Below are 21,728 nucleotides of genomic sequence, written 5' to 3' on the forward strand. Positions count from 1 at the left end.
TGCACTCAACGGGGTAGTCTCCGTTTTCATGAGGCAGCAACCGACCCTCGTCGACGCCGCAGCGCTGGCCACGGCGGTCCTCGACGACCTGGTCGTCGCGACCGCGCGTGACACCCACGAGGCCATCTCCCGCCGCGTGCACGGCACGGTCGGCCTCGGCCTCGGGCCGGCCGGACGTCCCGCCGAGGTGCTCCACCGCGGCATCGCCGCCACCGTGTACGGCGCCCTGGGCGTCTCGCTGCGCGGGGCGAGCGCCGGGCTGTCCCGCCTCGCCGAGACCGGCCTCGGGCCGCGCCTGGAGGACGGCCCGCGCGGCCGCTTCGTCAGCGCAGCCGTCAACGGCCTGATCGGGGAGGAGCTGCGCCGCGAACGCCCGCAGCTGGCGATCGAGATGGCCGTGCGCCGCGACGGGCGCGACGTGGTCCTGACGCCGGGCCAGGTCGCCGCCGACTTCCGGGACGCGACCGGCCAGCTCGTGGTCTTCCTCCACGGCCTCTGCGAGACCGAGGACTACTGGCGCCGGCACCGCGACCGCCTCGGCTCGACGTACGGCGAGACGCTGGCCCGCCGCGGCTGGACGCCTGTCTACCTCCGCGCCAACACCGGCCTGCCCCTGCGCGAGAACGGCGTCGTGCTCGCGTCCCTCCTGCAGCGCCTGGTCGACGCGTGGCCGACCGAGGTCACCCGGATCGCGCTCGTCGGCCACTCGCTGGGCGGGCTGATCATCCGGGCGTCCTCGGCGGTGGTCGCCGACGGTGACGCCCCCGCGCCGTGGACGCGGCTGGTGTCCGACGTCGTCACGCTCGGCACCCCGCACCTCGGCTCGTGGTTCGCCGTCGGCGCCGACCGGGCCAGCCGTCGTCTGGCCCGGTTCCCCGAGAGCGCCGCCTTCGGTCGGATCATCGACCGCCAGGCGCCCGGCATCCACGACCTCATCGAGGGCCTGGCCCAGGACGTGCCGCCGCTGCCGCACGCCCGCTACCGGCTGGTCTCCGCGACCCTCACCAGGTCCCCCCGCCACCCGGTGGCCAGCGCCATCGGCGACCTGCTCGTCACCCCCCGCTCGGCCACCGGCCGCGACCGCCGGGGCACCGAGCTGTTCCCCGGCGCCGAGGTGCTCCACCTCGCCCGCACGGACCACTTCGGCCTGCTCAACCACCCCGAGGTCCACACCGCGCTCACGCGGTGGCTCGCCGAGCCCGTCCCGGCGGCTGCAGCAGGCTGAAACTGAGTCCGACTACTCATCCGCCGCCGCGGGCGTCGTACGACGCTGGAGGCATGACGACGCTCACGCCCGACAGCCCCGCCCGCCCCGACGCGCCCACCCGCCGCGCGGCAGTCGTGACCGCCGTCGTCGCCCTGGTCCTCGCCGTCCTCGAGCTCGGCTTCGCCGCCTGGGCGTGGATCGCCACCGATGAGGCGGCGCGCACGTCGGACGACCCGCTCGTCGGCATCGGCTACCTCATCGCGCTGGTGATCGCGGTGCCCGGCGCAGCCGGCGCGTTGCTGGCCGGCCTCGGCTGGCTGCTCGCCCGGCGCACCGCGGGCCTGGTGCTCGCGATCATCGCCGTGGTCGTCGCCGGGGCGCCGGTCGTGCTGTGGCTGTCCTTCCTCACGCCCTCGTTCTGACGGCTCAGTTGTTGCGCTCGTCCGGCGCGCCGCGGTCGGTGTTGGCGTCCGGGTCGCCGCTGCGCCGCAGCCGCTTCGCCCAGCAGTCGCCCTCGCCCCAGCCCTCGCTGCGGCACCAGCGCAGCACCGGCGCCGTCGTCGACTCCGACTGCCCGGCGAGCGTCACCCAGTAGTCGCGGCTCGACGGCCCGAAGCTGCCGGGCCAGTCGGTGCTGAACACCAGGAGCGCGTCGGGGTAGCGCGCCCGGTGCCGCAGGTGCAGCGCGAGGATGTCGTCGTACGAGTCGTAGACGATCCCGTCGTCGGCGGTCCCGGGCTTCTTCGACGACAGCTGCGCCGTCCAGCTCGTGCCGAGGGCCTCGACCGCCGACTCGTCCTCGGCGGCGATCCGCTGCAGGGCCTCCAGCGCGGTCTCGTTGCGCTCCTCGTCGGTGGCCTCGTCGGGCGCGCCGTCGGCCGTCGCCGGCTCGTCGGGGTCGGTGCCGTACGACGGGTCGCTCGGCACCGAGCCCGGCTGGTCGTCCGGCCCCGGCTCGCACGGTACGACGACCACGTCGCCGGACCCGCCGTCCTCCTCGATCGCCTGCCGGATCTGCGGCTCGGGGACCTGGGTGTTCTCGAACGGGTAGACGAGGGAGAGCTCGACCCCGTCGTCGGGGACCCAGTAGGGAGCGTCGCTGAAGTCGAACCAGCCGGCGGCGTAGGCGTAGCCGTCGACGAGGAACGGCACGCTGAGCTGGCTGTGGTTGAGCCACTGCCCGCCGGGGCACGTCGCGTGGACCTCGTAGGTGATGGTGACACCGCCGAACGCCGTCTCGGACGCCACGGGGACGAACTCCGGCGGCCGCCCGCAGGCGGTGACGTACGCCGTGTCGTCGTCGGCGTCGCCGGACCCGCCGGGCTCGCTGCCCGAGCCGGGTGCCGACGCCGGGAAGTCGGTCGCCCCGAGCAGCCGGTCACTGCCGATCGCGACGACGGCGTGGTCGGTGAGCTCGGGCCGCCACCAGGTGCCGCCCATGCCGCCGTCGTCGGCGTCCTCGTCGTACAGGCCGAGCGGCTGGGTCCACGCCTGCGTGCCGTCGTGGCGGTCGCGGACGGTCAGCAGGTCGGCCTCCGTGTCGACGCCGAGCACCGCGTCCCGGGTCCAGGTGCTGCCGACCGAGCCGTCCGTGGACCACTCGGTGTGGCCGTCGTCGGCGGCGAGGACCGATGTCGTCGGGGTGCAGTAGCTGTCGCACGAGGTGGTGTGGACGACCTGGTCGCCGTCGGTGGCCCACTGGTAGTAGCCGTCGGGGAGGTCGTCGCGGTCCCAGGCCGGGGCTCCGCTCGCGATGTCGTAGAGGGCGGTGCCGACGCCGATCCGGCCGTCGACGACATAGCCCCACTCACTCTCGCTGTAGCGGGGCCACGGCGAACCGGGGGCGGTGAGGGCGACCTCGCCGTCGCGGCTGACGGTGACGGCCTCGTGCTCCCAGTCCTCGTCGACGAGCCAGTCGCCGTCCGCGGTCCCGCCGTCGTCACCGCTGGCGCTGACCCCTCGCAGCGTGCCGGTCCGCCGGTCGACCCGGGTCACGTAGCCGGGACCCTCGATGTCGTTGAGCGTGATGGTGACGGTGGTGCCGCCGACGTCGAGGGCGCCCGTGGTCTCGCCGGACTCGAACTCCCAGTCGCCGGAGCCGGGAATCGGTGTCGACCAGACCTCGGCGAGCGTGACCGGGTCCAGGGCCAGTGCCGTGTAGCCCTGGTCGCCGTCGCCGGCCAGCACGAACAGCCGGTCGCCCTCCTCGACCGGGTGGACGCTGTACTGCGGTGACTGGTCGGTCGTGCCGGTGACCTTGCCGGCCGCGGGGTCGACGGCGCTGAGGCCCTTCCACTCGGCGTCGCGGCAGTAGAGGTGGCGCGCGGTCCCGAGGCACTCGCCGAGCCCCTCGTCGAGGCGCCAGTCGACCTCGCCCGAGCGGGCGTCGACCCCGGCCAGGGTGGAGTCCCCCTCGCCAGAGGCGCGGACGACGACCACGTCGCCGAACGCGAGCAGGTTGGGGGTCTCGTCCTGGCCGTCGTCGAAGGTCTGCAGCGGGAAGAACCGGCCGCCCGGGACGACGTCGTCCGCGTCGAGGGTCCACACCTCGCCGGGCTCGCCGAGCACCGACACCCCTTGGCCGATCGAGGCCGGGAGCACGTCGAGGGCGTCACCGCGCCCGGCCGACGTGTCCTCGTCGCCGCGGTTGAGCAGCCAGACCGTCACGCCACCCGACACCAGGGCGAGGACCACGATCCCGACGCCGACGAGCAGTGCCGCGCCGCGGCGCCGGCGGCCGACGGGAGACGGAGGAGGTGGGGGAGGCGGGAGAGCCGGGGGAGCCAGGGGAGCCGGGGGAGGCGGGGGAGGCGGTGACTGCACCGTGGGCGCGGCCGGCGTCGGGGCCGGGCTGCCGCACGTCGTACAGAACCTCCTGCCGGCGGGAAGGGCGGAGCCGCACTGGGTGCAGAAGCCGGCAGGCATCGGGTTCCTCCTGGGCGCAAGGGCGTCGTGGCGGGCCCGGATCCCACCGCGGACAACGCCGTGACGCCGGGCCGGGTTATTGCCAAGATGGGGCCCATGGCGACACCGAACGCGGCCCGCGAGCTCCGCGCCGAGGCCGAGGTCGACGCACCCGCCGAGCACGTGTGGGCGCTGCTGACCGACTTCGCCCAGCTGGCGAGCTGGAGCCCGGAGACGGTGCGGATGGTGCCGCTCAAGCGCGGTGGCCTCCGCGTCGGCCAGTGGTACCTCGGCATCAACCGCCGCAAGGGCTTCGTGTGGCCGACGCGCTCCGTCGTCGCCGACGTCGTCCCCGGGCGGCGGCTGGCGTGGGACACCCCCTCCAGCGGTGCCCAGTGGGTGTGGGAGCTCGAGCCGGTCGACGCCGGCCGCACCCGTGTGGTGCACCGCCGCCCGGTGCCCTCGAGGCTGACCCTCGGCAGCCGGATCGTCGCGCCGCTGGCGCTCGGCGGCAACGAGGAGCACGCCGACGAGCTCGAGCACGGGATGGCCACGACGGTGGCCGGGCTCAAGGCCGCCGCCGAGGGCTGACCGCCGGCGGGTCGTGAAATCTGCTGTCGGCGAACAGCGGCGTGCAACACGTGGTTCTGCCGCCCCGGACGGCTAGTGTCGCTCGCGTGACTCAGATTCTTCCCGGTGGCCACGCGGCTGGCCATGAGATGAACGGTGGCGCGGGGATCAACTTCCTCGACGACAACATCTACAGCCGGCTGCTCCGCGAGCGGATCGTGTTCCTCGGCTCCGAGGTGCGCGACCAGAACGCCAACGCGATCTGCGCCCAGCTGCTGCTGCTGTCGGCGGAGGACCCCGAGGCGGACATCTTCCTCCACATCAACAGCCCCGGCGGCTCGGTCGACGCCGGCATGGCGATCTACGACACGATGAACTACATCCCCAACGACGTCGCGACGGTCGGCATGGGCCTGGCCGCGTCGATGGGCCAGTTCCTCCTCTGCGCCGGCGCGAAGGGCAAGCGCTACGCGCTGCCGCACGCGCGGATCATGATGCACCAGCCGTCGTCCGGCATGGGCGGCTCGGCCTCCGACATCAAGATCCAGGCGCAGCAGTCGCTGCACATCAAGAAGGTGCTGCTCGACCTGATCGCCGAGCACACCGGCCAGAGCGTCGACCAGGTCACCGAGGACGCCGACCGCGACCGCTGGTTCACCGCCCAGGAGGCGCTGGAGTACGGCCTGGTCGACCAGGTCATCAAGAGCGCGAAGGAAGCCTCCGACGAGGGCCGGCCGGCCCACAAGAAGGACTGAGTGATCAACGCATGAACTACTACATCCCGCAGTGGGAAGAGCGCACGTCGTACGGCTTCCGTCGCATCGACCCCTACGCCAAGCTCTTCGAGGACCGCATCATCTACCTCGGAACCCCGATCTCCGACGACGTCGCCAACGCCGTCATCGCCCAGCTGCTGTGCCTGCAGTCGATGAATCCCGACCAGGACATCAGCATCTACATCAACAGCCCGGGCGGCTCGTTCACGGCGCTGACCGCGATCTACGACACGATCCAGTTCATCAAGCCGGACGTGCAGACCGTGTGCATCGGCCAGGCGGCCTCGGCGGCGGCGATCCTCCTCGCCTCCGGTGCCAAGGGCAAGCGCCTCGCGCTGCCCAACAGCCGGATCCTGATCCACCAGCCCTACACCGAGGGCACCTTCGGCCAGACCTCGGACATCGAGATCCAGGCCAACGAGATCCTGCGCATGCGTGAGCTGCTCGAGAAGATGATCAGCGACCACTCGGGCAAGGCGGTCGACGAGGTCAGCCGCGACATCGAGCGCGACAAGATCCTGACCGCGCAGGGGGCCGTCGAGTACGGCCTGATCGACTCCATCCTGGAGTCGCTGAAGACCCCCGCACTGGTCTGATCCGGACCAGGGCTGCCGAAGAGAACGACGTACGACCGATGACCTCCCCGAACCCGACCCGGTACTCCCCGTGTCACGCTGCACTTGCGGCGCCGCAGGGAGTACCGTCGGGGAGTTCAGACTTGAGGAGGACCCGTGGCACGCATCGGTGACGGTGGCGACCTGTTGAAGTGCTCGTTCTGCGGAAAGAGCCAGAAGCAGGTCAAGAAGCTCATCGCTGGTCCGGGTGTCTACATCTGCGACGAGTGCATCGACCTCTGCAACGAGATCATCGAGGAGGAGCTCGCCGAGGGCTCCGACGTCGACCTCGCGGAGCTGCCGAAGCCGAAGGAGATCTTCGAGTTCCTCAACTCCTACGTCATCGGCCAGGAGCAGGCGAAGAAGTCCCTCGCGGTCGCGGTCTACAACCACTACAAGCGGGTCCAGGCCGGCGTGCAGCCGGTGTCGGGCAAGCACAGCAAGGACGAGGTCGTCGAGGTCGCCAAGTCCAACATCCTGGTGATCGGCCCGACCGGCTGCGGCAAGACCTATCTCGCGCAGACCCTCGCCCGGATGCTGAACGTGCCCTTCGCGATCGCCGACGCCACGGCGCTCACCGAGGCCGGCTACGTCGGCGAGGACGTCGAGAACATCCTCCTCAAGCTGATCCAGGCCGCCGACTACGACGTCAAGAAGGCCGAGACCGGCATCATCTACATCGACGAGATCGACAAGGTGGCCCGCAAGGCCGAGAACCCCTCGATCACGCGCGACGTCTCCGGTGAGGGCGTGCAGCAGGCGCTGCTGAAGATCATCGAGGGCACCACCGCCTCGGTGCCGCCGCAGGGTGGCCGCAAGCACCCCCACCAGGAGTTCATCCAGATCGACACCACGAACATCCTGTTCGTGGTCGGCGGGGCCTTCGCCGGCCTGGAGCACATCATCGAGCAGCGCGTCGGCAAGAAGTCCCTGGGCTTCACCGCCGAGCCGCGCGGCGAGGCCGAGCGGGCCGCGGACGACCTGCTCTCGCAGGTCCGCCCGGAGGACCTCACCAAGTTCGGCCTGATCCCCGAGTTCATCGGCCGACTTCCCCTGATCGCGAGCGTCAGCCCGCTCGACCAGGACGCGCTCGTCCAGATCCTCACCGAGCCGCGCAACGCGTTGGTGAAGCAGTACAAGAAGCTCTTCGACCTCGACGGCGTCGAGCTCGAGTTCACCGAGGACGCCATCGCCGCGATCGCCGACAAGGCGCTCGAGCGGGGCACCGGCGCCCGAGGCCTGCGCGCCATCATCGAGGAGGTCCTCCTCCACGTGATGTACGACGTGCCGAGCCGTGGCGACGTCGAGAAGGTCGTCGTGACCCGCGAGGTCGTCGACGACGACGTCGCGCCCACGCTCGTGCTGCGCGAGACGAAGAAGAAAAAGTCCGCCTGACGCTGCTGCTACGGCTGCCGGGTCGTCAGCAGTACGCGGCGACATACTCCTCGAACGCCTGCTCCCCGGCCGGGTCGGGGTCCTTGCCCTCGTCGAGGTCGAGCAGGTAGCGCCGTGCCTCGAACGGCAGGTCCTGCGGCGTGCCGAGCTGCCGCAGGCCCTCGTCGATCCCGTCCTCGGTGAACTGAAGGCCGGTGAAGCCGTCGCAGAACTCCGCCGGGTCCGCGTCCGAGGGCCACTCGGTCGCGCGGCACCCGGCCGCGAGCGTCAGTACGACGGCCGCGGCCGCCAGCGTGCGGACCCGCATCACTCCGCGGGCTGCTCGGCGATCTCCGCGGTGACGCGCAGCTCGGTGGCGTCGGCGTCGACCGTGAAGACCAGGTCGCCGGTGATCTTGCCGGCCGCGACGAGGTCGGCGGAGGCCGCCTCGGCGTCGCGCACGGCCTTCTCGGGGCCGCTGACCTCGACCCGCGACAGGGGGGTCTTCATGTTGACCTTGGCCTGCGACTTCGCGCCGCGGATGCCGGCGAGGGCGGCGGCGACGGCGTCGATCGCGGTGCCGTCGGAGGCGGCGGGGGAGCCGAGCTCGGTGGCGGTGGGCCAGGCGGCCCGGTGGACCGAGCCCACCTGCCACCACGACCAGACCTCCTCGGTCACGTAGGGCAGGAACGGCGCGAGCAGCCGGAGCTGCACCTGGAGGGCCGCGGCCAGGGTGGCGCGGGCCGAGTCGGAGGCGTCGCCGTCCTGGGCGTAGGCGCGCTCCTTGACCAGCTCCAGGTAGTCGTCGCAGAACTCCCAGAAGAACTTCTCGGTGACCTCGAGCGCGGTCGTGTAGTCGTAGGCCTCGAACGCCTCGGTGGCCTTGCCGACCACGCCGGCGAGGCGGCCGAGCAGGGCGGTGTCGACCGGCTGGCTGACCCGCGCGGCGCTGAACTCGGTCGCGCCGACGCTGCCGAGGACGAACTTCGACGCGTTCAGGACCTTCATCGCCAGCCGTCGGCCGACCTTCATCTGCGTCTCGTCGAACGGCGAGTCGAGGCCCGGGCGGGCGATCGCGGCGCGCCAGCGGACCGCGTCGGCGCCGTACTTGCCGAGGATCTCGTCGGGGACGACGACATTGCCCTTGGACTTCGACATCTTCTTGCGGTCGGGGTCGACGATGAAGCCGGAGATCATCGCGTGCGACCACGGCGCGGCACCGTTCTCGAAGTGCGCGCGGACGACCCGGCTGAACAGCCAGGTGCGGATGATGTCGTGCGCCTGGGTGGCGAGGTCCATCGGGAAGACGCGCGACCACAGGTCGGGGTCGGACTCCCAGCCGCCCGCGATCTGCGGGGTGAGCGAGGAGGTCGCCCAGGTGTCCATCACGTCGGGGTCGCCGATGAAGCCGCCGGGCTTGCCGCGCTGGTCCTCGGTGAAGCCGGTGGGCGCCTGCGTCGACGGGTCGACCGGCAGCTCGGCCTCGGTCGGCAGCAGCAGCCGGGTGTAGTCGGGCTCGCCCTCGGCGTCGAGGGGGTACCAGACCGGGAACGGGATGCCGAAGAAGCGCTGGCGCGAGATCAGCCAGTCGCCGTTGAGGCCGCCGACCCAGTTGTCGAAGCGGTGCTTCATGTGCGGCGGGAGCCACTGGATCTCGTTGCCGCGGTCGAGCATCTGGGTGCGGATCGACGCGTCCCGGCCGCCGTTGCGGATGTACCACTGGCGGGTGGAGACGATCTCGAGCGGCTTGTCGCCCTTCTCGTAGAAGTTCGCCATCCGCTGCGTGGGCTTCGGGTCGCCGTCGAGGTCGCCGGTCTCCTTGAGCTTGGCGACCATCGCCTCCCGGGCGGAGTGGACCGTCTTGCCCTTGAGGTCCTCGTACGCCGCCGACGCCTGCTCGGACCCGAGCCACTCGGGGGTCTCGCGGGTGAACCGGCCGTCGCGACCGATGACCGTGCGGACCGGGAGCTGCAGCTCGCGCCACCACTGCACGTCGGTCAGGTCACCGAAGGTGCAGCACATCGCGATGCCGGCGCCCTTGTCCTTCTCGGCGGCCGGGTGGGCGAGGACGGGGATCTCCACGCCGAAGACCGGCGAGGTGACGGTCTGGCCGAACAGGTCGGCGTACCGCTCGTCGTCGGGGTGCGCGATCAGGGCGACGACGGACGGGATCAGCTCGGGACGGGTGGTCTCGATGTGGACGGGCGAGCCGTCGGCCTTGTGGAACGCGACCCGGTGGTAGGCGCCGGCGTAGTCGCGCGCCTCGAGCTCGGCCTGCGCGACGGCGGTCTGGAAGGTGACGTCCCAGAGGGTCGGCGCCTCCTGGAGGTAGGCCTCGCCGCGGCCCAGATTGCGCAGGAACGCGCGCTGGCTGACGGTCTGGGCGTGCTTGCCGATCGTCGTGTAGGTGATCTTCCAGTCGACGCTCAGGCCCAGGGTGCGCCACAGCGCCTCGAAGACCTTCTCGTCCTCCTCGACCAACTGCTCGCACAGGGCGATGAAGTTCGGGCGGCTGATCGGGACCTGGCGCTTGGGGTCCGGCTTCTCCGGGGGAGTGAAGTCGGGGTCGTAGGGCAGGGACGGGTCGCAGCGCACGCCGAAGTAGTTCTGGACACGGCGCTCGGTCGGCAGGCCGTTGTCGTCCCAGCCCATCGGGTAGAAGACCGACTTGCCCTGCATCCGCTGGAAGCGGGCGATCAGGTCGGTGTGCGTGTAGGAGAAGACGTGGCCGACGTGCAGGCTGCCGCTCACGGTCGGCGGCGGGGTGTCGATCGCGTAGACGTTCTCGCGCGGCTGGGTGCGGTCGAAGCCGTAGGTGTCCTCGGCCTTCCAGCGCTCCGCCCACTTCGCCTCGAGCCCCTCCAGGGCCGGCTTGTCCGGTACGACGACAGCGCTGGCGTCGGCGCTGGTCGGGTCCGGGGTCTGCTGGCTCTCGAGCTCGCTCATGGACAAGGATCCTAGTTCGCAACGGCCTCCAGCCTTGAACCGCGGGTTAACCTCGGACGATGCGCCTGCTCGCCCGTGCAGCCCTGACCGCGCTCGCGACCGTCGCCCCGCTGGCGGTGGTGCCGGGGGTGGTGGCGCCGGGCCCGGCGGTCGCCTCGGCGGCCGGAGCAGCCGAGTTCCAGCTGGACGGACGCGGCTGGGGCCACGGCAAGGGGATGTCGCAGTGGGGCGCGCAGGGCGCCGCGACCAAGGGGCTGGGCTTCCGGCAGATCGTCAACTTCTACTACCCGGGCACCCGCGTCGGGTCGGCCACGGGCGACATCCGCGTCCTGCTCACGGCGGAGACCCGTCAGGCCCTGGTGGTGGGTCACCGCAGCGGGCTGTCGGTGCGCTCGGTGTCCAGCGGGGCGTCGTACCCGCTGAGCCGGGCGGGGGCGACCCGCTGGCGGATCACGCCGTCGTCCGACAACGCGACCAGCAGGGTCTGGGTCTACACGGACAGCTGGCACCTGGTCCGCTCGATCGCCGGCCAGGCCGAGTTCGTCGCGCCGTCGATGCGGCTCTACCTGCCGTCGGGGTCGAAGGTCTACCGCGGCAAGCTGCGCTCGGCGAGCGCCGGCGGGCAGCGCGACGTGGTCAACATCGTGTCGCTGGAGACCTACCTGCGCGGCGTCGTGCCGCGGGAGATGCCGGCGCTGTGGAAGGCCGAGGCGCTCAAGGCGCAGGCGGTCGCCGCCCGCTCCTACGCCGCCTACGAGCGCGCCAACAGCAGCCGTGGGCACTTCGACGTCTACGACACCACCCAGTCGCAGGTCTACGGCGGCGCGGGCGACGAGCAGCCGCAGACCGACGCGGCGATCGCGGCCACCCGGGGCGAGATCCGGGCCTACGGCGGCACGCCGGCGTTCACGCAGTTCTCGTCCAGCAACGGTGGGTGGACCGTGAAGGGCTCGCAGCCCTATCTCGTCGCGCGGGCCGACCCCTACGACCCGGTTCGCACCTGGCACTGGACGCTCACCCAGGCGGAGCTGCGGGCTGCGGCGCCGGGCATCGGGACCGCCACGGCCGTGACGGTCGTCGCCCGGGACGGCCACGGCGACTGGGGTGGTCGCGCCGTGACCGTGCGGGTCACCGGGACGCTGAAGACGGTCGACGTCCCGGCCGACACCTTCCGGTCGCGGATCGGGCTGCTGTCGACGTACTTCCGCCGCGTGTAACGGGCGACCACCCCGGTGACAGGTATGGGGTATGCGCGAGAGCTTGCTGGCCCTGCTGTCCGGGGCGTCGCTGGTCATGGTCGGTGCGGTCGTCGTGGCCGGACCGGCGGACGCCGCGACGCAGACCTGCCGTGGGCTGACCGCGACGATCGTCGGCACCACGGGTGACGACGACCTCGAGGGGACCCCGCTCGCCGACGTGGTCTGGCTCGGTCCGGGCAACGACAGGTTCAAGGGTGGCGCCGGCGACGACGTCGTGTGCGGCGGCACGGGCAACGACTCGATCTCCGGTGGCTACGGCAACGACACCGTCAACGGCGAGGCCGGCGCGGACCGGCTCTCCGGCGGCCCGGGCAAGGACTACCTGCTCGGCAGCACCGGTGCGGACGCGCTCTACGGCGGCGCCGACGACGACCGCATCAACGGCGGTCGCGACAAGGACCTGCTGACCTATGTCACCGCGCTGCACCCGATCACGGTCGACGGTGCCGCCGGCACGGTCGACGGCGACGGGCACGACGTCTACCTGCAGATCGAGACCCTGCAGGGCACCGCGGACGCCGACACGATGGTCGGCGGCCCCGGCCCCGACAGCTTCGTCGGTGTGGCCGGCGACGACACCATCACCGGCAACGGGGGCGACGACACCCTCGTCGCGGGTGGCGGTACGGCGAGCGGCGGCGCCGGCAACGACCTCGTCGTCATGAAGGGCGGGGTCGCCCGTGGCGACGCGGGCACCGACAACGTCCAGCTCTCGCTCGGCGCCCGCGGCTACGGCGGCGCCGACGACGACCTCTTCCGGCTCCGCGACGGCAAGTCGACCGCCTACGGCGAGGGCGGGGACGACACCTTCGTCGTCCGGACGAGGAAGGCGCGTCCCTATGCCAACGGCGGCACCGGCGACGACTCGATCAGCTTCCAGGGCTTCGACCGCGCCGTGCGGATCAACCTGGGCCGCGGCGAGGCGCGCTGGGACAGCACCGGCCTGGCGACCCTGAGGTCGATCAACCTCGCCTACGGCACGTCGTACAGCGACGTCCTGACCGGCTCGTCGGGCAACGACTACCTCTCGGGTGGCGGCCGCGGCGACAAGCTCTACGGGCTCAGCGGGACCGACATCCTCGACGGCGGCAAGGGCCGCGACATCGGGTACGGCGGCGCCGGGGCCGACATCTGCTCCACCGAGGTCCGGCGGGGCTGCGAGGTCTGAGCCGGCTCAGGCCGGCGCCTTCTCGGGCTCCGGGTCCGGCTCGGGGGCCGGGCGGTGGAGCACGGCCCGGCAGCCGAGGCCGACGACGAGCGCCCAGAACGCGGCGCCGATCCCGAGCACGGTGACCCCGGAGGCGGCCACGACGAGGGTCGCGGCGGCGGCCTCGCGCTCGCGGGGATCGGCGAGCGCGTCGGCCAGCGAGCTGCCGAGCGTGCCCAGCAGGGCCAAGCCGGCGGCGGCCTGCATCAGCCCGTCCTCGGCAGCCGCGACCATCGCGGCGAGCGCGCTGCTCGCGACGGCGAGGACCAGGTAGGTCACCGAGGCGCTCACGGCGGCGATCCAGCGGCGGCTGCGGTCCGGCCCCGCGGCGGGGCCCGCGGCGAGGGCCGCGCTGATCGCGGCCAGGTTGATCGCGTGGCCACCCGTCGGGGCGCCGACGACGGTGCCGATGCCGGTGACGGCGAGCGTCTCGCGCCACGGCACGCGGTAGCCGAAGGTGCCCATGACGGCGACACCGGGCACGTTCTGCGAGGCCATCGTGACGACGTACAGGGGCAGGGCCACGCCGACGAGCGCCGGCACGGACCAGTGCGGGGTGGTCCAGGCCAGGGTCGGGGCGAGCGCGGCGGCGTCGACGTCGGCGGTGACGAGGACGGTGGCCAGGGCGACGCCGAGCGATGCCGGCACGGCCCAGCGGGGCGCGATCCGCAGCAGGACCAGCCAGGTGAGGACGACGGGCGCCACGGCCTGGGGAGCGTCGACGACGGCGGTGACCGGCGCGATGCACAGCGGCAGCAGGACACCGGCCAGCATGGCCCGGGCGAGGCTCTGCGGGATGGCTGCGACGAGGTCGCCGAGCCGGGGGACGAGCGCGGTCAGGACGATCAGGACCCCCGTCGCGACGAACGCACCGACGGCGGCCGGCCAGCCGCCGGTGACGCCTGTGGCCGAGGCGAGCAGCGCGGCGCCGGGCGTGGACCAGGCGAGGACGACGGGAGTGCGGTGCCGCACCGAGAGCCACAGCATCCCGGCGGCCTGGGTGACGAGCAGCGTGAGCAGGCCGGAGGCGGCCTGGTCGGGGGACGCGCCGACGGCGGTGAGGCCGGCGAGCACCACGACGAACGAGCTGCTGAACCCGACGACCGCCGTGACCACACCGGCGAGCACCGGGCCGTGGGTAGTCTCCTCGGACACGCCGCCTCCTCCGACTGGCTCTCGCGAACACCTGCGCGGCGTTCTGTATACGGAACACTCTAGGTGAAGGGACGCCGATGGCGCGAGTGGACGGCCCGGGTCCCGATCGCGCCGGCGTCGGCGCCCGGATCCGCGCGCTGCGCGAGGCCCGCGGGCTGTCCCTCTCGGCCCTGGCCGCCGAGGCCGGCATCGGCAAGGGCACGCTCTCGGAGCTCGAGACCGGGCAGCGCAACCCGACGCTCGACACCCTGTACGCGGTGGCGACGCCGCTCGGCGTACCGATGGCGGCGCTGATGGACGACCGCGACGGCGCGGTCATCGCCGACGACGGCATCCTCGCGACACGCGTGCGGGTCGTGCGCGAGCCGGGCCGGACGACCGAGGTCTACCTGCTCCGCCTCGCGCCCGGAGCTGAGCGGCGATCGGGCGCCCACGTGGCGGGCGTCGAGGAGCAGCTGGTCGTGCTGTCCGGCTCGGGGTCGGTGGAGTACGACGACGAGGTGGTCGCCTTCGGGCCGGGGGACCACGTGCGGTTCGCCGCCGACCGGCCGCACTCCTACCGGGGTGGGGTCGAGGGGTTCGAGGCGGTCAACGTGATCGTCACGCCGGGGTGAGAGCGCCGGTGGTCGCTGCTAGCAGGGGTAGAGCCTGACCGGACCCACGGAGCCTTCGTCGAGCGAGGAGTCGGGAAACGGGCGGATGTAGCCCGGCCGTCCACCTTCGTCGACCGTGACGGCGACAGCCCCGGCGGACGAGTCCACGATCAGTGCGCCGTCGTCCCACCGCAACTGGTCGATCGAGAGCGCGTCGCCGTCGATGCAGCCGAGGGTGAACCTGCGGTTGAGCAACCCGCGGTCGGTCTGCTCCACCTGGATCTCGTAGATCGGATCGACGAAACCGGACAGGAGCACGCGGGTCCGGAGCGTGCGGTCCGGGTTCTCGACTCCGGAGAGTCGCTCGTCATGGCTGTCGGCGAAGGCGGCGCCCAACGCGCCCCACCCCGTCCACAGCACGCCGAGGCTGAGGGCGACGGCGAGGCCGATGCCGAGGCGCCAACCGCGCAGCAGCGTGACGGCGCCGAGGATCGAGAGGGTGCAGCCGAGGGCGCCGAGGAGGAACTGGTGGTCCAGCAAGCGTGCGGCCCAGATGTATCCGTCGAAGTCGGACCCCAGCCCACTCGGCACCGACGCGGCGTAGAGGGCGACGGACAGCCCCGTGGCGACCACGCCCGCCCTGCGGTCGCGACGTGCAGGCTCCTGGCGGGTCGCCGGGATCACGGTCATGCCGTGACCCTACGGCGACCTGCCGCCGCGTGAGCGTCACATCGTCGAGAGAGCGCAGGCGACGCGGCGGTGGGCCGGGTAGATCTCGCCGATCGCCTTGCCTTTCCGGTCGCGGATCAGCTCGACGGAGGTGGTGCCGTTGCCGGTGACGACGCGGGCGAGTCCGTGGGGTGTCTCCCAGCGGTAGGCGCCGAGGCCGAGCTGGACCACGCGGAAGCCGAGATGGGTCTTCGCGCGATGGTCGCGGCGGGCCAGGGGTGCGTCGTTGTGGTCACTTGTCTGGCCGGGTGGGCCGGTGGGGTCGTACGGCGAGGGGTGGTCGTGGTCGAGGAGGCTGGTGCCGCGGCGGGGTGAGTGGGGGAACACGTCGCGCCGGGTGCGGAGGAGCGTGCGGCGCTTCATCGACGTGGGATGCTCATAGCCGCTGACGGCGCGCCCGATGGTGAGGTCCACGACCGGGAGGACGGCGATGTCTCGGCGGTGCAGGAGGGCGGCGAGCTGGTCGAGCAGCAGCGGGCCGATTCCGTCGACCCGGGCGACACCGTCGGCGTTGCCGGACAGGACGTCCTGGCTGAGGAAGACGTTGATGGTCGCGGGGCGGCGGTGGCGCTTCGCCGCGAGCGACTCGGGTGCGGGCTGGTCGGGCTCGTCGGGCTGGTCGGGCGGGCCGGTGAGGAGGGCGAGCGCCGCGGCGGGGTCGGCGAGCAGCTCGGCCGCCTCGGCGCGGAACTGGTCCATCGTCTTCACGTCGTCGGGGTGGGTCGGGACGTGCTGGTCGGCGATGGTGCCGGCGAGGTGGTCGATGAACTCGGCCAGCTCCTCGGCTCCCGCGGTGGACAGCCGCATCCCCAGGCTCTGGACGTCCGCCTCGGCGGCGATGCCACCGGCGCGTTCGCCGGGGCGCTTGCGGCGCAGCCACACGCCCTTCCTTGCCTCGTCGTCGGCGATCCGCCGACGGTGGGCCTCGACGTCGGCCTCGATGACCTTGGCCTCGGCCAGCGCGAGGACGCGCGACGGAGACTCGTCAGCGGCGGCTGCGACGGCGATGTCGACGACCGTCACCCGGTCGCGGTCGAGCCTGCGTGACATCGAGGCGACCTTGCGCGCGACCCACAGCTCAAGGCGCAGGGCCCGCACGGCGTCGTACACGTTCGGAAGGCGGTGGCGCAGGTCGAGCAGGTCGGCGGCCCGGTTGGCGGTCGCGATCACGCCGGCGTGGGCGGCGATCGCGAACTCCTCGAAGCACAGCTCGGCCACCGGCGGCGTTCCTTCACCGCCGATCGTGACCAGGCGGTCGCCTCCGATGCCCGGGACCGCTCCGGGCTGGGACTGCGGGTCCTCGGAGTGGTGGTCGCACCAGGCGAGCAGGCGGTCCATCGCCTCGACGTCGGCCTGGCGCCGCTGGCGCACCCCGGACTCCTCGGCAGCGAGCAACGCTGCCGCATCGAGGTAGGCGAGTTCGGCCATGCATCCATGATAAGCGAACATGCGTTCGATAGCCAGTGGCAAGCGGTCCCTGTGGACGACCGGATGGGCGTGGCCGGACGGGCGTGGCCGGACGGGCGTGGCCGGACGGGCGTGGCCGGACGGGCTCGTGGACCGGTGACTAGGAGCCGGCTTGCAGGTAGGCGTCGATCAGGTCGTTCGCGTCGGTCGCGGCCTCGAGGTCGTAGAACCTCTCGTCGAGCCCGTCCAGCACCGCGTCGAGATTGTGGGAGTCGAGTACGTCGAACCGCGCATCGGCGCTCGCTGGGTAGTCGGGGCCGAGCACCTGCATCCCCTCCCGCAGCAGCATGGCCCACCGCTCGCCCAGTGCCTCGGGGAGGGCGGCGAGAGCAAGGGGTGCGGTGTCTCCTCCCCAGGAGCGGAAGTAGGAGTCGAACCCGCCGGAGTTGATCTCCTGGCGTAGGTCGCAGATGGCGAAGACCGCACGTTGTCGTGGCGTCAGAGTCGAACGATCACCCTCGCCGAAGGCTTCGTACTGGCTCCACGCGTCGTCGGTCGACATGGACGTGACGCTACCGCTGGCGGACGGCCCTGCCTCAGAACGGAGGCGTCCCCGTCCCCGTGATCCGGAACCGCCCCCACGTGTCCTTGTCGGACAGCCGGGCGGTCGCCTCGCCGGCTTCCGTGCGCAGGGTGACCGTGCTGCCGCTGCGCACGTCGTCGACGGGGGTGCCGGCGGCGACGCGGCCGTACCAGTGGAACAGGCCGTCGAGGGGCTGGAAGCTGCCGCGCAGGGTGACGACGACGCCGTGGTCGGTGCCGTCGACGTGGACGACCGCCGGGCCGTCGTACAGCTCCTGGGGCTCGTGCGCGACGCTCATCGCCCGGACTCCTTCGGCTCCTTGCGCAGCGGGCGGACGTTGTCCGCGCCGAGCTGGGGGTCGAGGGCGGAGAGGTCGACGCCGTGCTCGGCCGCGGCTCCGGACAGCGCGTGCCAGATGAACTCGCCGAGGTAGGCGGCGGCCGCGGCGCGCGACATGGTGCGGCGCTCGAGCCACCACTGGCCGACCGAGCTGCCGAGCCCGACGATGGCGTGCGACCACGGCTCGGCGGCGCCCGCGTCGCCGCCCAGCAGGCGCAGGGCGTCGCCGAGCATCCGGGAGAGCTTGGAGGCGATCAGGTCCTTGCCGGCCGCCAGCGGGTCGCCGCCGGCGTGCTGGCGGGTGAGCAGGAGGAAGGCCTGCGGGTGCTCGGCGATGGTGCCGAGGTAAGCCTCGACGCCCGCGGTCACCCGTTCGCGGGAGCTCGCGGGCAGGAGGACGGCGGCGATGACCCGCTCGAGGACCAGGTCGGTGCCCCAGGCGCCGACCGCGGCGTGCAGCTCGGACTTGTCGGCGAAGTAGCGGTAGAGCACCGGCTTGCTGACGCCCGCCTCGGCGGCGATGTCGGCGACCGATGCGTCGGGGCCGAGGGTGTCGATGGCGCGGACCGCCGCCTGGACGAACTCCTCGCGCCGGGCAGCCCGGTGCTTCTCCCAGCGGGTCGTGCGCCCGTCGCTCTTGACGTTGGAGGCCATGGGCACAACAGTACAGTTAGACGTTACCGATGGTCACATCTAGTTTTCGAAGGATCTCCCGCGATGACCCTGCTCGACCCCGCTGCCGAGGTCGCCTCCCCGAACGCCGAGGCCCTGTCCGAGCGGCTGCTGCGCTCGACGGCCCGCCAGTCCTACGACCCCGACGTCGACATCGACTGGAGCGCGCCGCCGGTGCCGGGCCTGTGGTGGATGCAGCCGGAGCGGATGTCGCTCTACGGTACGCCGCTGTGGGACCGGCTCAGCGAGGAGCAGCGCATCGAGCTGTCGCTGCACGAGGTCGCGAGCATGGTCAGTGTCGGGATCTGGTTCGAGGTCGTGCTGATGCAGATCCTGCTGCGCGACGCCTACCGTGAGGACCCGCGCTCCGCGCGCACCCAGTTCATGCTGACTGAGGTCGGCGACGAGACCCGCCACACCGTGATGTTCGGGCGGGCCATCGAGGCGATGGGCGTGCGTGCCTACGGCCCGCGCCGGACGCCGTACCGCCTCGCGCGGCTGGGTCCGGTCGCGCTGCGCGGCGCGAGTGCGTACGCCGGCATCCTGATCGGCGAGGAGCCGGTCGACCGCTGGCAGCGCGACCTGATGCGCGACGAGCGGATCCAGCCCCTGGCCCGGATGATCGCGCGCATCCACGTGACCGAGGAGGCCCGCCACGTCACCTTCGCGCGCGACGAGCTCGCCTCCGCCGTCAAGGGGCTGAGCCGCGCGAAGCTGCGCTGGCACCAGGCCCTGACCGCCCAGGTCGCCTATGTCACCATGCGCTCGCTGGTCCACCCCGACGTGTACGCCGCCGTTGGGCTCGACCCCCAGGAGGCCCGCCGCCAGGCGCTCGGCAACGAGGCCTACCGCGAGACGATCGCCTGGATGGGCGAGAAGGTCATGCCGGTGCTGCAGGAGAACGGCATGGTCGGCGAGCGGGACCGCAAGGTGTGGCGGGCCTCGTTCCTGATGCGCTGAGGCTCAGGCGAACGGCAGTCGGGCCTCGACGACCGCCGCGTAGACGTCGGCGGGAAGGGCCGCGCCCTCGCGCCGGACCGTGTCGGCGGCGATCACGAGCAGCCGGTTGAGCCGGACCTCGCTGGGGCGCCCGCGCGGGTCCCACGCCCCGGAGCCGACGTCCATCCAGAAGCGGCCGGCGGCCGCCTCCTGGGCGGCGTCGCGGTCGTGGTCCTTGCTCGTCATCACCAGGCAGTGGAGCAGCTGCTCCCCGGCGGGGCCGGCTGCGGTGCCGATGACGAGCACCGGGCGGTCCTTGCCCTGCTGCGGGTCGTCCTCGTAGGGCACCCACGCCCAGACGACCTCGCCCGGGTCGGGGCGGCCGTCGGGGACGGGGGCGTAGGTCCCGTCGGGGACGCTGGTCGGGTCGCTGGTCGGGTCGGTCGTGTCGCTCATCCGGCGTCCTCCAGGAACTCGTCGAGCAGGCCGGGGGTCGCGGCCAGGGCGAGGGTGATCGCGTCGGGCGCCGGGACGTCGTACACGCCGACCTGGCCGGTGCCGCCGGCGGTGGTCGCGGCGACGGTGACCAGGCCGGCGCGGCGCTGGAACCAGGTGGCGCGGAGGTTCCAGCCGATGACGTGGGCGTCGGCCAGCGCGTCACGTCGGCGCAGGACCGACCCGGACCGGGTGACCACGTGGCCGGCCAGGTGCGCGTGGCCCAGGGCGCGGGCGCGGTCGGCGGCGAGGGCGAGCGCGGCGGCGACCGCGACCAGCGGGAGGACGAGCAGTCCCGCGGATGCCCCGGCCAGCACCGCCAGGACCGGCAACGCCGCGAAGGGTGCCGCGCCCAGCAGGGCGCGGGTGAAGCGACGGGTGGTCGCGGCCCGGCCGTGGCCGCGCAGCGCGCCGGTCACGGGTGCCTGGTCGCCGAGGACGGCGCTCGTCGTGGTGACCGCGGTCGGGTACGGCGCCGGGGGGAGCAGCACGGTCGAGGACTGTTGGCTGCCGCGCAGCCCCGTCACGATCGCGTTGACGCGCCGTCCGCGGGCCAGCCGGAGCGCGGCCGGCTCGCCGATCGTGGCGCCGGCCAGCCGGGCGACGTCGATGCTGGTCTCGCGCTGGGTGAGCAACCCGCGGCGCACGTGCCAGGTCGCGCCCTGCCGGGCGAGCAGGAAGCCGCCGTTGACGACGAGGTACCCGACCACCGCGAGCGTCGCGACCAGCAGCAGCACGGCGACCGCGAGGGCACCAACGACGCCGGGGGAGAAGACGTCGAGGTCGTCCTCGCTGATCCGGATGTCGACGGACTGCAGGAGCGGGGCCGTCGTACCGACGACCGCACCGGTGGCGACCAGCACGGCGCCGCTGAACGGGGCGTACCAGAGCCAGCGCGGCGAGAAGCGCGCCACCACCGCCTCCGGTACGACGCCCGGCAGGCCGGCCGCGTCCGGCGAGCCCGCACCCGCGCCCGTCGCCGGGGACGCCAGCAGCTGGGCGCGCAGCGCGCTCGCCTGCTCGCGGGGGAGGGCGTCGAGCAGCAGCCGCTCGTCGTCGTCGCTGGCCACGCTGCCGGTGCCGATCACGATCGCGGCGAGGCCGAGCACCCGGTGGATCGGGGAGGCGGTCAGGTCGACCGTACGGACCCGGTCGACCGGCGTCGACAGGTTGTGCCGCTGCAGCAGGCCGCGGCGCAGCTCGACGCGCGAGCCGGTGACGCGGTAGGTCGTCGTGAGGTAGCGGACCACGCCGAGGCCGACCGGGAAGCCGACGCCGAGGAGGGCCCACGGGCCGGTGCCCGACGCGCCACCGGCGACGAGCAGGCCGACCAGGACCGGAAGGAACTTGACGAGCTCGGTGATCGGGTGGACCAGCAGCATGCGCGGGTCCAGCCGCTGCCACGGCGCCTCGTCCGCGACGGGGAGGCTCACGTCGCGTCGCCCTCGACGAGGTCGGCCTTGCGGGTCAGCTCGTCGACCAGCCGGAGTGCCACGTCGCGGTCGAGGCCCTCGATCTGCAGCGGCCCCGCCGCCGACGCGGTCGTCACCGTCACGGTCGCCAGGCCGAAGAGCCGCGCGAGGGGACCCTGCGCGAAGTCGACCGTCTGCACCCGCGACATCGGCGCGATCCGGCGCTCGCGCGCCCACCAGCCGCGCTGGGTGTAGACCGCCGTCGCGGACACCTCCCAGCGGTGCACCCGGTAGCGCCACAGCGGTACGACGACCGCGAGCCCCACGCACCCGACGACCACCGCCAGCGCCAGCCCCCAGCGCAGGCCGCCCGGGACCCACACGAGCGCGGCGACGACGCCGACCACGACGGCGACGAGCGCCTCGATCCCCGCCTCGAGCTGCCACATCGTGCGGGCGCGGGGACTGACCCGGTGGGCGGGGTCGCGCAGCTGGCTCACGCGGCCACCCTACGAGCCGGATCCGAGCGCCGTGAGCAGGGACCTAG

Annotated in this window: 22 protein-coding genes; 10 read left to right on the forward strand and 12 right to left on the reverse strand. The window is 72.8% G+C overall.

All coding sequences use genetic code 11. The features are described from left to right. Positions 1-28: 28 nt before the first annotated feature. The gene (locus AC2YHB_RS14375) at positions 29-1,225 is read left to right on the forward strand and encodes an alpha/beta hydrolase (protein ID WP_036541707.1); all 1,197 of its coding nucleotides are present in this window, start codon (positions 29-31) and stop codon (positions 1,223-1,225) included. A gap of 53 nt (positions 1,226-1,278) precedes the next feature. Continuing rightward, positions 1,279-1,629 carry a hypothetical protein gene (locus AC2YHB_RS14380; RefSeq protein ID WP_036541705.1) on the forward strand — a complete coding sequence of 117 codons (351 nt, stop codon included), beginning with the start codon at positions 1,279-1,281 and terminating at the stop codon, positions 1,627-1,629. Positions 1,630-1,633: 4 nt separating this feature from the next. On the opposite strand, the gene AC2YHB_RS14385 is transcribed toward AC2YHB_RS14380, so the two are convergent. Further along, complete coding sequence (locus tag AC2YHB_RS14385; RefSeq protein WP_487354188.1) at positions 1,634-4,132, reverse strand: hypothetical protein; 2,499 nt, start codon at positions 4,130-4,132, stop codon at positions 1,634-1,636. A gap of 96 nt (positions 4,133-4,228) precedes the next feature. Between AC2YHB_RS14385 and AC2YHB_RS14390 the strand changes: the two genes are divergently transcribed. From AC2YHB_RS14390 to clpX, 4 genes are all read left to right on the forward strand, one after another. Beyond that, entirely contained in the window at positions 4,229-4,702 is a 474-nt protein-coding gene (locus AC2YHB_RS14390) for an SRPBCC family protein (protein ID WP_179647788.1), read from the forward strand. Positions 4,703-4,830: 128 nt separating this feature from the next. Further along, positions 4,831-5,436 (forward strand): ATP-dependent Clp protease proteolytic subunit, encoded by a 606-nt coding sequence (locus AC2YHB_RS14395; RefSeq protein WP_036541699.1) that lies wholly within the window; start codon positions 4,831-4,833, stop codon positions 5,434-5,436. 11 nt (positions 5,437-5,447) lie between these two features. After that, positions 5,448-6,053, forward strand: coding sequence for an ATP-dependent Clp protease proteolytic subunit (locus AC2YHB_RS14400; protein WP_036541696.1), 606 nt, complete (start codon positions 5,448-5,450; stop codon positions 6,051-6,053). A gap of 135 nt (positions 6,054-6,188) precedes the next feature. Further along, positions 6,189-7,466, forward strand: a complete 1,278-nt coding sequence (gene clpX / locus AC2YHB_RS14405; protein ID WP_036541694.1) for an ATP-dependent Clp protease ATP-binding subunit ClpX — start codon at positions 6,189-6,191, stop codon at positions 7,464-7,466. Between the two features lie 25 nt (positions 7,467-7,491). On the opposite strand, the gene AC2YHB_RS14410 is transcribed toward clpX, so the two are convergent. Both AC2YHB_RS14410 and valS read right to left on the reverse strand, forming a co-directional pair. Further along, entirely contained in the window at positions 7,492-7,773 is a 282-nt protein-coding gene (locus AC2YHB_RS14410) for a hypothetical protein (protein ID WP_179647787.1), read from the reverse strand. Then, positions 7,773-10,391 carry a valine--tRNA ligase gene (gene valS, locus AC2YHB_RS14415; RefSeq protein WP_487354189.1) on the reverse strand — a complete coding sequence of 873 codons (2,619 nt, stop codon included), beginning with the start codon at positions 10,389-10,391 and terminating at the stop codon, positions 7,773-7,775. Before valS ends, AC2YHB_RS14410 begins: the two co-directional genes overlap by 1 nt. A 59-nt stretch (positions 10,392-10,450) precedes the next feature. Between valS and AC2YHB_RS14420 the strand changes: the two genes are divergently transcribed. Together AC2YHB_RS14420 and AC2YHB_RS14425 are read left to right on the forward strand one after the other, a co-directional pair. Beyond that, positions 10,451-11,608, forward strand: coding sequence for a SpoIID/LytB domain-containing protein (locus AC2YHB_RS14420; RefSeq protein WP_179647785.1), 1,158 nt, complete (start codon positions 10,451-10,453; stop codon positions 11,606-11,608). A gap of 31 nt (positions 11,609-11,639) precedes the next feature. After that, positions 11,640-12,818: a calcium-binding protein gene (locus AC2YHB_RS14425; RefSeq protein ID WP_179647784.1), complete on the forward strand. Its 1,179-nt coding sequence runs from the start codon at positions 11,640-11,642 to the stop codon at positions 12,816-12,818. A 6-nt stretch (positions 12,819-12,824) separates the two neighbouring features. Here AC2YHB_RS14425 and AC2YHB_RS14430 read toward each other — a convergent pair whose 3' ends face one another. Next, positions 12,825-14,012, reverse strand: a complete 1,188-nt coding sequence (locus AC2YHB_RS14430; protein ID WP_179647783.1) for a benzoate/H(+) symporter BenE family transporter — start codon at positions 14,010-14,012, stop codon at positions 12,825-12,827. Between the two features lie 77 nt (positions 14,013-14,089). Here AC2YHB_RS14430 and AC2YHB_RS14435 point away from each other — a divergent pair, with 77 nt between their 5' ends. Next, positions 14,090-14,626, forward strand: coding sequence for a helix-turn-helix domain-containing protein (locus AC2YHB_RS14435; protein ID WP_179647782.1), 537 nt, complete (start codon positions 14,090-14,092; stop codon positions 14,624-14,626). 18 nt (positions 14,627-14,644) lie between these two features. On the opposite strand, the gene AC2YHB_RS14440 is transcribed toward AC2YHB_RS14435, so the two are convergent. From AC2YHB_RS14440 to AC2YHB_RS14460, 5 genes are all read right to left on the reverse strand, one after another. Then, positions 14,645-15,295, reverse strand: a complete 651-nt coding sequence (locus AC2YHB_RS14440; RefSeq protein ID WP_179647781.1) for a hypothetical protein — start codon at positions 15,293-15,295, stop codon at positions 14,645-14,647. Positions 15,296-15,331: 36 nt separating this feature from the next. Next, complete coding sequence (locus AC2YHB_RS14445; RefSeq protein WP_179647780.1) at positions 15,332-16,762, reverse strand: hypothetical protein; 1,431 nt, start codon at positions 16,760-16,762, stop codon at positions 15,332-15,334. Positions 16,763-16,901: 139 nt separating this feature from the next. Beyond that, positions 16,902-17,303, reverse strand: a complete 402-nt coding sequence (locus AC2YHB_RS14450) for a DMP19 family protein (protein ID WP_179647779.1) — start codon at positions 17,301-17,303, stop codon at positions 16,902-16,904. Positions 17,304-17,337: 34 nt separating this feature from the next. Further along, positions 17,338-17,622, reverse strand: coding sequence for a DUF4873 domain-containing protein (locus AC2YHB_RS14455; protein WP_207006525.1), 285 nt, complete (start codon positions 17,620-17,622; stop codon positions 17,338-17,340). Further along, the gene (locus AC2YHB_RS14460) at positions 17,619-18,317 is read right to left on the reverse strand and encodes a TetR/AcrR family transcriptional regulator (protein ID WP_051931585.1); all 699 of its coding nucleotides are present in this window, start codon (positions 18,315-18,317) and stop codon (positions 17,619-17,621) included. Before AC2YHB_RS14460 ends, AC2YHB_RS14455 begins: the two co-directional genes overlap by 4 nt. Positions 18,318-18,380: 63 nt before the next feature. Here AC2YHB_RS14460 and AC2YHB_RS14465 point away from each other — a divergent pair, with 63 nt between their 5' ends. Continuing rightward, positions 18,381-19,295 (forward strand): AurF N-oxygenase family protein, encoded by a 915-nt coding sequence (locus AC2YHB_RS14465; protein WP_179647776.1) that lies wholly within the window; start codon positions 18,381-18,383, stop codon positions 19,293-19,295. Positions 19,296-19,298: 3 nt separating this feature from the next. Here AC2YHB_RS14465 and AC2YHB_RS14470 read toward each other — a convergent pair whose 3' ends face one another. From AC2YHB_RS14470 to AC2YHB_RS14480, 3 genes are read right to left on the reverse strand one after another with little or no spacing between them, the layout of a single operon-like run. Next, positions 19,299-19,730 (reverse strand): type II toxin-antitoxin system PemK/MazF family toxin, encoded by a 432-nt coding sequence (locus AC2YHB_RS14470; protein WP_487354190.1) that lies wholly within the window; start codon positions 19,728-19,730, stop codon positions 19,299-19,301. Further along, entirely contained in the window at positions 19,727-21,202 is a 1,476-nt protein-coding gene (locus AC2YHB_RS14475; protein WP_487354191.1) for a PH domain-containing protein, read from the reverse strand. The genes AC2YHB_RS14470 and AC2YHB_RS14475 overlap by 4 nt, the downstream gene beginning before the upstream one ends. Continuing rightward, on the reverse strand, positions 21,199-21,681 hold the full coding sequence (locus tag AC2YHB_RS14480) for a PH domain-containing protein (RefSeq protein ID WP_242530306.1): 483 nt from the start codon (positions 21,679-21,681) through the stop codon (positions 21,199-21,201). The genes AC2YHB_RS14475 and AC2YHB_RS14480 overlap by 4 nt, the downstream gene beginning before the upstream one ends. Positions 21,682-21,728: the final 47 nt, after the last annotated feature.

This window comes from Nocardioides sp. SRI_004 (assembly GCF_057586415.1).

Bases quoted from the DNA above. Each gene is read 5' to 3' on its own strand.
- AC2YHB_RS14375 (WP_036541707.1), top strand. From the start codon at position 29: ATGAGGCAGCAACCGACCCTCGTCGACGCCGCAGCGCTGGCCACGGCG.
- AC2YHB_RS14380 (WP_036541705.1), top strand. From the start codon at position 1,279: ATGACGACGCTCACGCCCGACAGCCCCGCCCGCCCCGACGCGCCCACC.
- AC2YHB_RS14385 (WP_487354188.1), bottom strand. From the start codon at position 4,132: ATGCCTGCCGGCTTCTGCACCCAGTGCGGCTCCGCCCTTCCCGCCGGC.
- AC2YHB_RS14390 (WP_179647788.1), top strand. From the start codon at position 4,229: ATGGCGACACCGAACGCGGCCCGCGAGCTCCGCGCCGAGGCCGAGGTC.
- AC2YHB_RS14395 (WP_036541699.1), top strand. From the start codon at position 4,831: ATGAACGGTGGCGCGGGGATCAACTTCCTCGACGACAACATCTACAGC.
- AC2YHB_RS14400 (WP_036541696.1), top strand. From the start codon at position 5,448: ATGAACTACTACATCCCGCAGTGGGAAGAGCGCACGTCGTACGGCTTC.
- AC2YHB_RS14410 (WP_179647787.1), bottom strand. From the start codon at position 7,773: ATGCGGGTCCGCACGCTGGCGGCCGCGGCCGTCGTACTGACGCTCGCG.
- valS (WP_487354189.1), bottom strand. From the start codon at position 10,391: ATGAGCGAGCTCGAGAGCCAGCAGACCCCGGACCCGACCAGCGCCGAC.
- AC2YHB_RS14420 (WP_179647785.1), top strand. From the start codon at position 10,451: ATGCGCCTGCTCGCCCGTGCAGCCCTGACCGCGCTCGCGACCGTCGCC.
- AC2YHB_RS14425 (WP_179647784.1), top strand. From the start codon at position 11,640: ATGCGCGAGAGCTTGCTGGCCCTGCTGTCCGGGGCGTCGCTGGTCATG.
- AC2YHB_RS14435 (WP_179647782.1), top strand. From the start codon at position 14,090: ATGGCGCGAGTGGACGGCCCGGGTCCCGATCGCGCCGGCGTCGGCGCC.
- AC2YHB_RS14440 (WP_179647781.1), bottom strand. From the start codon at position 15,295: ATGACCGTGATCCCGGCGACCCGCCAGGAGCCTGCACGTCGCGACCGC.
- AC2YHB_RS14445 (WP_179647780.1), bottom strand. From the start codon at position 16,762: ATGGCCGAACTCGCCTACCTCGATGCGGCAGCGTTGCTCGCTGCCGAG.
- AC2YHB_RS14450 (WP_179647779.1), bottom strand. From the start codon at position 17,303: ATGTCGACCGACGACGCGTGGAGCCAGTACGAAGCCTTCGGCGAGGGT.
- AC2YHB_RS14455 (WP_207006525.1), bottom strand. From the start codon at position 17,622: ATGAGCGTCGCGCACGAGCCCCAGGAGCTGTACGACGGCCCGGCGGTC.
- AC2YHB_RS14460 (WP_051931585.1), bottom strand. From the start codon at position 18,317: ATGGCCTCCAACGTCAAGAGCGACGGGCGCACGACCCGCTGGGAGAAG.
- AC2YHB_RS14465 (WP_179647776.1), top strand. From the start codon at position 18,381: ATGACCCTGCTCGACCCCGCTGCCGAGGTCGCCTCCCCGAACGCCGAG.
- AC2YHB_RS14470 (WP_487354190.1), bottom strand. From the start codon at position 19,730: ATGAGCGACACGACCGACCCGACCAGCGACCCGACCAGCGTCCCCGAC.